11 protein-coding genes and 1 rRNA gene are annotated in these 12,870 nt (G+C 70.0%); all 12 read right to left on the minus strand.

The features are described 5' to 3' along the window. A 16S ribosomal RNA gene (locus AB0N84_RS03555) occupies nucleotides 1-90 on the minus strand; the annotation flags it as partial. A gap of 512 nt (nucleotides 91-602) precedes the next feature. Then, a complete protein-coding gene (locus tag AB0N84_RS03560) occupies nucleotides 603-1,373 on the minus strand; it encodes a fumarylacetoacetate hydrolase family protein (protein WP_363543773.1) in 771 nt (256 codons plus the stop codon). Between the two features lie 24 nt (nucleotides 1,374-1,397). After that, nucleotides 1,398-2,549, minus strand: coding sequence for a branched-chain amino acid aminotransferase (locus AB0N84_RS03565; protein ID WP_363543775.1), 1,152 nt, complete (start codon nucleotides 2,547-2,549; stop codon nucleotides 1,398-1,400). Between the two features lie 15 nt (nucleotides 2,550-2,564). Continuing rightward, complete coding sequence (locus AB0N84_RS03570) at nucleotides 2,565-3,632, minus strand: 3-isopropylmalate dehydrogenase (protein WP_363543777.1); 1,068 nt, start codon at nucleotides 3,630-3,632, stop codon at nucleotides 2,565-2,567. Nucleotides 3,633-3,645: 13 nt separating this feature from the next. Beyond that, the gene (serA, locus tag AB0N84_RS03575) at nucleotides 3,646-5,235 is read right to left on the minus strand and encodes a phosphoglycerate dehydrogenase (protein ID WP_069712303.1); all 1,590 of its coding nucleotides are present in this window, start codon (nucleotides 5,233-5,235) and stop codon (nucleotides 3,646-3,648) included. Between the two features lie 166 nt (nucleotides 5,236-5,401). After that, nucleotides 5,402-5,782, minus strand: a complete 381-nt coding sequence (locus tag AB0N84_RS03580; RefSeq protein WP_182047726.1) for a hypothetical protein — start codon at nucleotides 5,780-5,782, stop codon at nucleotides 5,402-5,404. Continuing rightward, a complete protein-coding gene (locus AB0N84_RS03585; RefSeq protein ID WP_182047724.1) occupies nucleotides 5,779-6,222 on the minus strand; it encodes a hypothetical protein in 444 nt (147 codons plus the stop codon). Before AB0N84_RS03585 ends, AB0N84_RS03580 begins: the two co-directional genes overlap by 4 nt. 52 nt (nucleotides 6,223-6,274) lie before the next feature. After that, nucleotides 6,275-7,465: a mannitol-1-phosphate 5-dehydrogenase gene (locus AB0N84_RS03590; RefSeq protein WP_182047722.1), complete on the minus strand. Its 1,191-nt coding sequence runs from the start codon at nucleotides 7,463-7,465 to the stop codon at nucleotides 6,275-6,277. A gap of 234 nt (nucleotides 7,466-7,699) precedes the next feature. Continuing rightward, a complete protein-coding gene (gene ilvC, locus AB0N84_RS03595; protein ID WP_363543781.1) occupies nucleotides 7,700-8,725 on the minus strand; it encodes a ketol-acid reductoisomerase in 1,026 nt (341 codons plus the stop codon). Between the two features lie 42 nt (nucleotides 8,726-8,767). Then, nucleotides 8,768-9,268, minus strand: a complete 501-nt coding sequence (gene ilvN / locus AB0N84_RS03600; RefSeq protein ID WP_066654921.1) for an acetolactate synthase small subunit — start codon at nucleotides 9,266-9,268, stop codon at nucleotides 8,768-8,770. Then, nucleotides 9,265-11,088 (minus strand): acetolactate synthase large subunit, encoded by a 1,824-nt coding sequence (locus AB0N84_RS03605; protein ID WP_069712297.1) that lies wholly within the window; start codon nucleotides 11,086-11,088, stop codon nucleotides 9,265-9,267. Before AB0N84_RS03605 ends, ilvN begins: the two co-directional genes overlap by 4 nt. Before the next feature lie 45 nt (nucleotides 11,089-11,133). Next, nucleotides 11,134-12,828: a dihydroxy-acid dehydratase gene (gene ilvD, locus AB0N84_RS03610; RefSeq protein ID WP_069712296.1), complete on the minus strand. Its 1,695-nt coding sequence runs from the start codon at nucleotides 12,826-12,828 to the stop codon at nucleotides 11,134-11,136. Between the last annotated feature and the right edge of the window lie 42 nt (nucleotides 12,829-12,870).

Raw genomic sequence — 12,870 nt, forward strand, 5'->3', positions numbered from 1 at the left:
ACAGGAGCAAGCTCCTGATCATCGTTCGACTTGCATGTGTTAAGCACGCCGCCAGCGTTCGTCCTGAGCCAGGATCAAACTCTCCGTAAAAAAATTACAGATCCGACACCCGAAAGCGTCGAACCGAGTTGAAACTGACTGTAAAGACTGTCTACTGACAATCAATTCAATCCAAAAGGAATTGTCTCCGTACCTCCACAAATGAAGGCAACGGGGTCAAAAAATTGGCATTGACAATGTGCACGCTGTTGAGTTCTCAAGGACCAGACGCACCCCCCACTCGACTCCATCAGGAGCTCCGCCAGAGGGGCTTGGTGTCTCGACACCACGAGACCGAACCATCCGGTTCACTGTCGTGGTGGGATTCGTTGCCGAGCGGGACCCCGTCCGGACTGCATCCCCAGGTCTTCGACCCGGTGACCGTCTCGGCCGTTCCGTTCTCCGCCTCAGCGGCAACGAGTGATTACTCTACACACGGCCCGGGGACTCGGCCAACCGGTCCGACACCCGGGCGTGTCGCAACGGTTCGGTCGGCAGTGGACCGACGACGAACGGCCCGCTCCCCTGCTGGGGAACGGGCCGTTCGGCACGACTGCACGCGGTCAGTGTCGGGCGATGACCGGGTTCTTGAGCGAGCCGATCCCCTCGATGAGGACCTCGACGACCTCGCCGTCACGGATCTGCCCGACGCCGGCTGGGGTTCCGGTCAGGATGACGTCGCCCGGCAGCAGGGTCCAGATCGAGGACACGAACTCGACGAGCGTCGGGATGTCGTGCACCATCTCGCTCGTCGACGCCGCCTGACGGAGGTCACCGTCGACGCGGGTCTCGAGTCGGATGTCCGAGGGGTCGATCTCGGTCTCGATGACCGGGCCGAGCGGGCAGAACGTGTCGAAGCCCTTCGCCCGGGTCCACTGCCCGTCGCGGGCCTGCAGGTCGCGGGCCGTCACGTCGTTCGCGATCGTGTACCCGAGGACGACGCTGGCGAAGTCCTCCCGGCGCACGTTCTTGGCGAGCGACCCGATCACGATGGCGAGTTCGCCCTCGTGGTCGACGCGGCCGACGTCGGCCGGGAGGCGGATGGGTTCGTCCGGGCCGATCACCGAGGTGTTCGGCTTGAGGAACACGACCGGGTCGTCACCGGAGCGCTCGTCCATCTCCGACGCGTGCTCGGCGTAGTTGAGCCCCACGCCGATCACCTTCGACCGCGGGATCACCGGCGCGAGGAGCTTGGCGTCGGCGAGCGGCACCCGCTCCCCCGTCGTCTCGAACCCCTGGTACATCGGGTCCCCCGCGAGCACGACCAGGTCACGCTCGTCGAGGATGCCGTACCGCGGGTCTTCACCCGTGCTGCTGAACCGTGCGATCTTCACCGTTCGACCCTACCGATCCCGCGCTCAGGCCGGGTCGGTCAGCTGCGTCATCCACCCGTGCGGGTCGGGACGGCGGCCGTACTGGATGTCGGTGAGTTCCTCGCGGAGGGACATCGTGAGCTCCCCGGCGCCGGCGGTCGGCAGGGTGATGGCGAACCCCTCGCCGCGCAGCTCGGCGATCGGCGTGACGACCGCGGCCGTCCCGCACGCGAACGCCTCGGTGATCGATCCGTCGGCCACGCCGTCACGCCACTCGTCGAGCGTGACGCGGCGGCGCTCGACCCGGAGCCCGCGGTCCTCGGCGAGCTGGAGGATCGAGTCGCGGGTGATGCCCTCGAGGATCGACTCGGAGTCGGGGGTGACGAGCGTGCCGTCGGCCTTGACGAGCACGACGTTCATGCCGCCGAGCTCCTCGAGGTACCGGCCCTCCTCGGAGTCGAGGAACATGACCTGCTGGCAGCCGTGCTCGTACGCTTCCTGCTGCGGGAGCAGGGACGCGGCGTAGTTGCCGCCGGTCTTGGCCGCACCGGTACCACCACGGGCGGCACGGGCGTAGTGGGTCGACAGCCAGATCGACACGGGCTGCGGACCCGACGTGAAGTACGCGCCCGCCGGGCTCGCGATGCAGTGGTAGGCGACCGCCTGCGCAGCGCGCACCCCGAGGAAGGACTCGGTCGCGATCATGAACGGGCGGAGGTAGAGGCTCGTCTCGGGCGCCGACGGCACCCAGTCGACGTCGGTCCGCACGAGCTGCCGGATCGACTCGACGAAGACCTCGACCGGGAGTTCGGGCAGCGCGAGCCGGCGCGCCGAGCGCTGGAAGCGACGGGCGTTGGCGTCCGGACGGAAGGACCAGACCGAGCCGTCGGCGTGCCGGTAGGCCTTCAGTCCCTCGAAGATCTCCTGCGCGTAGTGGAACACGCTCGCGCTCGGGTCGAGCGAGAGCGGTCCGTAGGCGTGGACCGCGGCGTCGTGCCAGCCCCCGTCGAGCGTCCACTCGACCGTGGCCATGTGGTCGGTGAAGTGCTTGCCGAAACCGGGGTCGGCGAGGATCTCCTCGCGCTCGGCGGCCGCGCGGCGCTCGGGCGACGGGGTGGACGCGAACTCGAGGGCGAAGTCGCCGGTGCCGGCGGTGTCGGGGCTCGTGGTGTCGTTGCTCGCAGTGTCGTTGCTCATCGGGGAAGGCTCCTGTCAGGCGGTGGTGGTGCGTGCTGCGGCCGCGGCGGCGATCGCGTCGCCGACCTCGGCCGTGCTGCGCGGCGTGGTGCCCCGGCTCGCGAGGTCCGCCTCGACCGCCTGCGTCACGGCCGCCGCCAGGTCCGCACGACCGAGGTGGTCGAGCAGCAGGGCGACGGACAGGACGGCTGCGGTCGGGTCGGCGACCTGCTGGCCCGCGATGTCCGGCGCGGAACCGTGCACCGGCTCGAACATGCTGGGGAAGGTGCCGTCGGGGTTGATGTTCCCCGACGCCGCCAGACCGATGCCGCCGCTGATCGCGCCGGCGAGGTCGGTGATGATGTCACCGAAGAGGTTGTCGGTGACGATGACGTCGAACCGTCCGGGCTCGCGCACCATGTGGATGGTGACCGCGTCGACGTGCTGGTAGTCGACGGTGACGTCCGGGTGCTCCTCGGCGACCGCCGCGACGGTCCGCTGCCAGAGGGCCCCGGCGTTGACCAGGACGTTGCTCTTGTGCACCAGCGTGAGGTGCTTCCGGGGACGACGCGATGCGAGGTCGAACGCGTACCGCACGACCCGCTCCACGCCGTGCGCCGTGTTGATCGACACCTCGGTCGCGATCTCGTGCGGGGTGCCCACCCGGATCGCGCCGCCGTTGCCGACGTAGGGGCCCTCCGTGCCCTCCCGGACGACGACGAAGTCGACCTCGCCCGGGTCCGCGAGGGGGCTCGCCACCGACGAGTACACCGTCGTCGGCCGGAGGTTGACGTAGTGGTCGAACGCGAAGCGCAGCTTCAGCAGGAGCCCGCGCTCGATGATCCCGCCGGCGAGCCGGGGGTCGCGCGGGTCACCGCCGACGGCGCCGAGCAGGACGGCGTCGTGCTCGGCGACGGACGCCATGTCGTCGTCGGTGAGGATGTCCCCGGTCTCCAGGTACCGCGCGGCGCCGAGCGAGAACGCGGTCTCCTCGACGACGAGGTCCGCCGGGAGGACCGCGTGCAGCACCTTGAGCGCCTCGTCCACGACCTCCGGGCCGATGCCGTCGCCGCGGATCACCGCGAGCTTGATCGTCTGCGCCACGTCCGTCACTCCCCTACAGCGTGATGTCGATCTCGCGGAGCGAGGTCGCGTCGATGGTGGAGCGGACGTGCTCGAGGATCTCGGCGGGCACGGGCGAGTCGACCGTCAGGACGCTGAGCGCCTGGCCGCCGGCCTCACGCCGTGAGATCTGCATGGCGGCGATGTTGATGCCGGCCTCGCCGAACTCCTTGCCGTAGACCGCCACGATGCCGGGGCGGTCGGTGTAGACCATCACGACGTGGTGCGCGTCGAGGGCGACCTCGACGTCGTGGCCGTTGATCTCGACGAGCTTCTCGACCTGCTTCGCGCCGGTGAGCGTGCCGGACACGCTGATCGCCGGACCGTCGGACTGTGCACCACGGATGGTGAGCAGGTTGCGGTACTCGGGGCTCTCCCCGTCGGTGATGAGCCGGACGGTCACCCCGCGCTGCTCGGCGATGAGCGGCGCGTTGACGTAGGACACCTGGTCGCTGACGACGTCGGTGAACACGCCCTTGAGCGCCGCGAGCTTCAGGACGCTGACGTCGTACTGCGCGAGCTCGCCGTGCACCTCGACGTCGATGCTCGTGACCGGGGAGGTCGCGAGCCCGGTGAAGACCTGGCCGAGCTTCTCCATGAGCGGGATGCCCGGGCGCACGTACGGGTCGATGACGCCGCCCGCGACGTTGACGGCGTCCGGCACGAGCTCGCCGCCGAGGGCGAGCCGGACCGACTTCGCGACCGAGACGCCGGCCTTCTCCTGCGCCTCGTCGGTCGAGGCACCGAGGTGCGGCGTCACGACGACGTTCGGCAGCGCCACCAGGGGCGAGTCCTTCGGCGGCTCGGACACGAAGACGTCGAGGCCTGCACCGGCGATCGCACCCGAGGTGAGCGCACGGTGCAGCGCGTCCTCGTCGATCAGGCCGCCACGGGCGACGTTCACGACGAACGCGGTCGGCTTCATCAGCGCGAACTGCTCGTCGGAGATCATGCCCACCGTCTCCGGCGTCTTCGGCATGTGGATGGTGGTGAAGTCCGCTCGGCGGAGCAGGTCCTCGAGCGAGACGAGCTCGACGCCGAGCTGCTGCGCGCGGGCGGTGGTGACGTACGGGTCGTACGCGATGACCGAGACCCCGAAGGCCTGCAGCCGCTGCGTGATGAGCGCGCCGATCCGGCCGAGGCCGATGATGCCGACGGTCTTCTCGTACAGCTCGACGCCCGTGTAGGACGACCGCTTCCAGGCACCGGCGGCGAGCGACGCGTGCGCGGCCGGGATGTGCCGTGCGAGCGAGAGGATGTGCCCGACGGTGAGCTCGGCGGCGGAGATGATGTTCGACGTCGGCGCGTTCACGACCATGACACCGGCGGTCGTGGCCGCCTTGATGTCGACGTTGTCGAGACCGACACCCGCACGGGCGACGACCTTGAGCTGCGGCGCGGCGGCGATCGCCTCGGCGTCGATCCTGGTGGCGGAACGCACCAGCACGGCGTGCGCGTCGGCGAGGGAGGCCAGGAGGGCGGGTCGGTCGGTGCCGTCCACGTTCCGGATCTCGAAGTCGGGCCCGAGGGCGTCGACGGTGGCGGGCGAGAGTTCTTCGGCGATCAGGACGACCGGCTTCGGCACAGCTGCTGTTCCTCACACGAGACGGGCGGTGTCCGTCCATCGTATCGACGCGACGGCACCGTTACGACCGGACCATCGGTCCCGCACGGGACCACACGACGGACGGGAGGCGCGTGGCGGGCCCGCCACGCGCCTCCCGTCCGTCGACCCGTCCGGTGTGGTCGCGTCAGAAGTCGAGCAGACGCGGGACGAAGAGCTGCAGGTCCAGCCACAGCGCGCCCGCCGCCGCGAACGCGACCACGAAGATGCCGACGGTCACCGCGAGCCGCGACCGCCGCGTCGCCCAGAGGGCGATCGCGAAGGCGACCGGCGCGATGGCGATGTCGAGGACGAGCCAGACCCACGGCGTGCTGCGCTGCAGCGAGTCGCCGCCGGAGGTCGTCTCGAGGAAGGTGTTGAACGCGCGCACCGACTGCGAGACGGTGACGAGGTTGCCGACGCTCTGCACCGTCATGTAGGTGAACAGCGCACCGAAGACGATCCAGACGACGACCCGGCCGACCAGCGGCGACGGGGTCCGGCGTGCGGCCGGCGTCGCCGCGGTCACCCGAAGCTCCTCGTCATGAGGAACGGCCAGGGGAAGAGCACGAGGGCGCCGAGCAGCATCCAGAGCAGACGGGTACGGGTCCGGCGACCGCGGCCGGCCCAGAGCACGACCGAGAACCAGAGCGCGGGCGCGACGATCGCCAGGAAGCGCAGCACCTCGACGAAGACGGTGAGCACGGTGTCGACGTCGGCGACGTACGCGGTCGACGCGGTGAGGAGCCAGGCCACCGTGTACAGGAGGTAGAGACCGCCGAACACGCCGAAGCCGACGAGAGCACCCGAGGTCTCCGGCGTCTCGGGGTCGCGGCCGCCGCGCTCGCGGACGACGACCGGGTTGTGGGCCGCGTCGACGTGGGTCGCGTCGTCGGCGTCGCCCCAGGCGAGGGCTTCCTCGTCGTCGTGGTCGACGGACCCGTCCGGTGGGGATGCTGCCGTGGTCATGCCGTCGATTCTACGAGGGACCCGCGACGGCGGGCACCACGCCGTGCGTCCGTCAGACGTCGGCCGCCTGCGTCTCGAGCACCTCGGCGACCACGTCGCGGACCGCCGGGAACAGCGGGTGGCTCTCCATGAGGCCGGTCAGGATCTCGGTCAACGCGTGCGCGGTGGCTCCGGAGCGCAGCAGCGCGTGCAGCTCGATCGACTCGGGGTCGTTCTCGTCGTCGAAGGCCAGGGCGACCCGCACGGCACCGAGCAGGTGCTCGACCGGCATGCCCCGTTCGGCGAGCTGCGACGCCGGACCGATGAAGCGCTCGCGGCGACCGAGCTTCCGCAGCGGGTTGCGGCCGACCCGCACGGTCGTGTCGGGCAGCAGCGGGTTCGCGATGCGCGTCAGGTTCGCCGCGACGTAGCGGGCGTGCTCGGCCGGGTCGAAGCCGTGCTTGGCGACGAGGAGCGCGGTGGTCTCGGCCAGGACGCCGTCGACCTCGGCGCGGACCTCGCGGTCCTCCAGGGCCTCGCGGATGAGCCGGATGCCCCGGACCGTGCCGTGGTAGGCGGCGGTCGCGTGCGCGGTGTTCACCGTGTAGAGCTTGCGCTCGACGAACGGCTGCAGGTCGTCGACCCAGGTCACGCCGTCGATCTGCGGCGGCTCGGCGTCGGAGTCCGCGAACGGCGTGCGCTCGATGACCCACTCGTAGAAGGGCTCGAGCACGACGTCGAGCCCGCCGGACTGACCGAGCACCCCGGACTGGTCCGGCACGATGCGGTCGATCGCGCAGTTCGCGAAGACCGCCGCGACGTCGCGGTCCTCGAGGATCGGTGCGCGACGGATGCTCGCGTGGAGCGAGTCGGTCGCGTTGAAGGCGTTCTCGCAGGCGACGATCGTGACGTCGCCGCGGTCGAGCGGACGGGCGGCGAGGCCCTCGGCGATGACCGGGGCGACGAGCGGGAGCGTCCGGGCACCGACCGCCGTCGTGACGACGTCCGCCTCGGCGATGGCCTGGACGACGCGCTCCCGGTCGGTCTTGCTGCTCAGCGCGTGGAAGCCGTGCACCAGGTGCTCGACGGGCTGCTCGCCGACCTCGTGCACGACGAAGCGGCCGGCTTCCTCGAGCGCCGAGACCACACGGTCGTCGACGTCGACGAAGGTGAGCTCGTAGCCGCTCGCGACCAGGAACTGACCCACGAACCCGCGCCCGATCTTGCCGGCGCCGATGTGGACCGCTCGCTTCGTCACCGCCATCCGACGATCCTCCCACGACGGAGGACCCGGTCGTGACCACTGCTCGTCATCCCCGCGGTGGGGGTGACGGCACGGGAAGCCGGGCCAGCGGAGGGGACGCGTGCGGGGACGCCGGAGTCGGGCCGGGCGTCGGCGCTGGAGCAGGAGGGGTACAGGTGCATGTCGTTCGGGTCACATCGCGAGGCGGCGGTGCGTCCGCACCGCCGCCTCGTCGTCGAGTGGTCGTTGCGCAGACTACCGCGCGGCCGAGCCGTCCACGTAGTCGGCGTCGTTCGACTTCCATGCGAACAGCGCGCGGAGCTCGCGACCGGTGGCCTCGATCGGGTGGCCCTCGCCCTTCGCGCGGAGCTCCTTGAACTCCGGGGCGCCGGCGTCCTGGTCCTCGATGAAGCGCTTGGCGAAGGTGCCGTCCTGGATGTCGGACAGGACCGCCTTCATGTTCTCCTTGACCTCGGGCGAGATCACGCGCGGGCCGGAGACGTAGTCACCGAACTCGGCGGTGTCGGAGATCGACCAGCGCTGCTTCGTGAGGCCGCCCTCCCAGATGAGGTCGACGATGAGCTTGAGCTCGTGCAGGACCTCGAAGTAGGCGATCTGCGGCTGGTAGCCCGCCTCGACGAGGGTCTCGAAGCCGTACTGGATCAGCTGCGAGGTACCACCGCAGAGGACGGCCTGCTCGCCGAACAGGTCGGTCTCGGTCTCCTCGGTGAAGGTCGTCTTGATGCCGCCGGAGCGCAGGCCGCCGATGGCCTTCGAGTACGACCACGCGAGGTCCCAGGCGCTGCCGGAGGCGTCGACCTCGACCGCGACGATGACGGGGACGCCACGGCCGGCCTCGTACTCGCGACGGACGGTGTGGCCGGGGCCCTTCGGCGCGACGAGCGACACGTCGACGCCCTCGGGCGCCTGGATGTAGCCGTAGCGGATGTTGAAGCCGTGGCCGAAGACGAGCGTCGCGCCCGGCTTGAGGTTCGGCTCGATGTCGTCCTTGTAGACGATCCGCTGCACCTGGTCCGGCGCGAGGATGACGACGACGTCGGCCCACGCGGTGGCGTCGGCCGGGGTGTGCACCTCGAAGCCTGCCTCTTCCGCCCTCTGACGGCTCTTCGAGCCCTCCTGGAGGCCGATCTTGACCTCGACGCCGGAGTCGCGGAGGTTGAGGGCGTGGGCGTGGCCCTGCGAGCCGTAGCCGATGACGGCGACCTTCTTGCCCTGGATGAGCGTCAGGTCGGCGTCGGCGTCGTACACGATGTCAGTCACGAGGGTGTGTCTCCTTGGTTCCGGTGGTTGTCTGGGGCGTGCTCAGCGCACGCGGTCGGTGATGCTCTTGGGTCCGCGGCCCATGCCGAGCAGGCCCGCACGGGCGAGCTCCTTGACGCCGTAGGGCTCGAGCACCCGGAGGATCGCCTGGATCTTGCCCGGGTCGCCCGTCACCTCGACGATGAGCGAGTCGGTCGCCACGTCGACGACCTGCGCACGGAAGAGGTTCACGGCCTCGAGCACGGCCGAGCGGGTCTGGTTGTCGACGCGGACCTTCACGAGCATGTGCTCGCGCTGCACGGACTGCGAGAAGTCGAGCTCGACGATCTTGATCACGTTGACGAGCTTGTTGAGCTGCTTCGTCACCTGCTCCAACGGCAGGTCCTCGACGTCGACGACCACCGTGATCCGGGACAGGCCCTCGACCTCGGTGCCGCCCACGGCGAGCGACTCGATGTTGAAGCCGCGACGGGCGAACAGTCCGGCGACGCGCGTCAGCAGACCCGGCTTGTCCTCGACGAGCAGGGAGAGGACGTGGCTCATGCGGGGTCTCCGGTCATGTCGGCGTCCTCGACGTCCCAGCTGGGCGCGTGGTCGCGGGCGTACTCGATCGAGGAGTTGCCGACCCCCTGCGGGACCATGGGCCACACCATCGAGTCGCGGCTCACGACGAAGTCGATCACCACGGGGCGGTCGTTCGTCTCGAGGGCGAGCTTGATCGCGTCGTCGACCTGGTCGGCGCGCTCGACGCGGATGCCGAGGGCACCGTACGCGTCGGCGAGCTTCACGAAGTCCGGCACGCGACGGCTCTGGTGCCCCGTCTCGAGGTCGGTGAACGAGTGGCGGCCGTCGTAGAACAGGGTCTGCCACTGCCGCACCATGCCGAGCGACGAGTTGTTGATGATCGCGACCTTGATCGGGATGTCGTTGATGACGCAGGTCGCGAGCTCCTGGTTCGTCATCTGGAAGCAGCCGTCGCCGTCGATCGCCCACACCACGCGGTCCGGCTGGGCCACCTTCGCGCCCATCGCCGCGGGCACCGAGTACCCCATGGTGCCGGCGCCGCCGGAGTTGAGCCACGCGTTCGGCCGCTCGTACCGGATGAACTGCGCGGACCACATCTGGTGCTGGCCGACGCCCGAGGCGTAGACGCCCTCGGGACCGGTCAGTTCCCCGATGCGGCGGATGATCGCCTGCGGCGCGAGCAGCCCGTCGGTCGGCTCCGCGTACCCGAGCGGGAAGTCCTCGCGGAGCTGGTCGAGCTTCGCCCACCAGGCGCTCGTGTCGGCGCGCTGGTCCGCCGGCACGTCGTCCCAGGCCTCGAGCAGGTCGACGAGGACCTCGCGGGCGTCGCCCACGATCGGGACGTCGGCGTAGCGGATCTTCGAGATCTCCGCGGGGTCGATGTCCACGTGCACGACCTTGGCACCGGGGGCGAACTCGTCGGCCTTGCCCGTCACCCGGTCGTCGAACCGGGCACCGAGGGCGATGATGAGGTCGCTGTCCTGCAGCCCGAGGACCGCGGGCACCGTGCCGTGCATGCCCGGCATGCCGAGGTGCTGCTGGTGCGAGTCCGGGAAGGCCCCGCGCGCCATCAGGGTCGTGACCACCGGGGCCCCGGTGGCCTCGGCGAAGCGCAGGAGCTCGGCGGACGCGCCGGAGCGGACCACGCCGCCGCCGACGTACAGCACCGGACGCTCGGCGTCCGCCAGCAGCTGCGCCGCCGCGGTGATCTGCTTGCCGTGCGCCTTGGTGACCGGCCGGTAGCCGGGCAGGTCGATCTTCGGCGGCCAGACGTAGGGCGCCGACTTCTGCTGGGCGTCCTTCGTGATGTCGACGAGCACCGGACCCGGACGCCCCGTCGTCGCGATCTGGTGGGCGGCCGCGAGGGTCGCCGGGATGTCGGCCGGGTCGGTCACGAGGAACGAGTGCTTCGTGATCGGCATCGTGATGCCGACGATGTCGGCCTCCTGGAAGGCGTCCGTCCCCATCAGGGTCGAGAACACCTGCCCGGTGATGGCGATGAACGGCACCGAGTCCATGTACGCGTCGGCGATCGCGGTGACGAGGTTCGTCGCCCCCGGACCGGACGTGGCGATGGCGACGCCGACCTTGCCGGACGACGAGGCGTAGCCCTCGGCGGCGTGGCCGGCGCCCTGCTCGTGGCGCACGAGGACGTGGCGGATGGTCGTGGACGCCATGAGCTCGTCGTAGAACGGGATGATGGCGCCGCCGGGCAGGCCGAAGACGTCGGTGATCCCGAGGTGCTCGAGCGTCCGGAGGACGGCTCCCGAGCCGGTCAGGATCTCCGGCGACCGGCGTGCACCGGCGGCCGCGGACAGCGGAGTGGCTTCCGTGGGCATGAGGTGTTCCTTGCCTGGAGGGATGGCGGTTCGAACGTGTCGACGCTAGCCCGTGACCGCGCCCTTGGCGGCGGACTGGACGAGCTTCGCGAACTTCGCGAGGACTCCGCGGGTGTAGCGCGGGGGCAGCGGGGCCCAGCCTGCTCGGCGGGCCTCCAGCTCGGCGTCGTCGACCAGTAGGTCGAGCGAGCGAGCCGCGATGTCGACACGGATGCGGTCGCCATCGCGCACGAATGCCACTGGACCTGCGTCCACGGCTTCCGGTGCGATGTGGCCGATGCACAGGCCGGTTGTGCCGCCTGAGAATCGCCCGTCCGTCAAGAGTAGTACATCCTTGCCGAGGCCCGCGCCCTTGATGGCCGCCGTGATGGCGAGCATCTCGCGCATGCCGGGGCCGCCCTTCGGACCCTCGTAGCGGATGACCACCACGTCGCCCTTCTGGATCTGACCCTCGGTGAGGGCGTCCATGGCGGCACGCTCGCGGTCGAACACCCGCGCGGGGCCCTCGAACACGGCGGCGTCGAAGCCGGCGGTCTTCACGACGGCACCGTCCGGCGCGAAGGAGCCCTTGAGGATCGTCAGCCCACCGGTCTCGTGGATCGGGTTGTCGAGCTTCCGGAAGACCTCGCCGTCGAGCTCCGGCGGGTCGATCTCGGCCAGGTTCTCGGCGAGGGTCTTGCCGGTGACGGTCATCACGTCGCCGTGCAGCAGGCCGGCCTCGAGCAGCGCCTTCATGATCACCGGGATGCCGCCGTTGCGGTCGACGTCGACCATGACGTACTTGCCGAACGGCTTCATGTCGGCCAGGTGCGGCACCTTCGAGCCGATCCGGTTGAAGTCGTCGAGGCTCAGCTCGACCTCGGCCTCGTGCGCGATCGCGAGGAGGTGCAGGACGACGTTGGTCGAGCCTCCGAGCGCCATCGCGACGGCGATGGCGTTCTCGAACGCCTCCTTCGTCAGGATCTGCCGGGCGGTGAGGCCGAGACGCAGCATGTTCACCACGGCCTCGCCGGAGCGGCGCGCGTAGTAGTCACGACGACGGTCTGCGCTCGGCGGGGCGGCGGAGCCCGGCAGCGACATGCCGAGGGCCTCGGCGACGCTCGCCATGGTGTTCGCCGTGTACATCCCGCCGCAGGCGCCCTCGCCCGGGACGATCGCGCACTCGATCTCCTTGAGCTCGGCCTCGGTCATCGTGCCGGCCTTGCACGCCCCGACGCCCTCGAAGGAGTCGATGATCGTGACCTCCTTGAAGGAGCCGTCGGCCTGCTTCACGTAGCCCGGCATGACCGACCCCGCGTAGAGGAAGACGCTCGCGAGGTCGAGGCGCGCCGCGGCCATGAGCATGCCCGGCAGCGACTTGTCGCAGCCGGCGAGCAGGACGGTGCCGTCCAGGCGCTCGGCGTTCACGACGGTCTCGACGCTGTCGGCGATGACCTCGCGCGAGACGAGCGAGAAGTGCATGCCCTCGTGGCCCATGGAGATGCCGTCGGAGACGGAGATGGTGCCGAACTGCAGCGGGTACCCGCCGCCGGAGTGCACGCCCTCCTTCGCGCCCTGCGCGAGGCGGTCGAGCGAGAGGTTGCAGGGGGTGATCTCGTTCCAGGAGGACGCGATCCCGATCTGCGGCTTGTCCCAGTCTGCGTCGCCCATGCCGACGGCCCGGAGCATGCCACGCGAGGTGGTCGCTTCGATCCCGTCGGTGACGACCCGGCTGCGCGGCTTCACGTCGATGTCAGGCATGGAGGCAGTCTAGGACCAGTTGGGATACCAGCCGTGCACACC

This window comes from Curtobacterium sp. NPDC089185 (assembly GCF_040685235.1).
Taxonomy (GTDB): domain Bacteria; phylum Actinomycetota; class Actinomycetes; order Actinomycetales; family Microbacteriaceae; genus Curtobacterium; species Curtobacterium citri.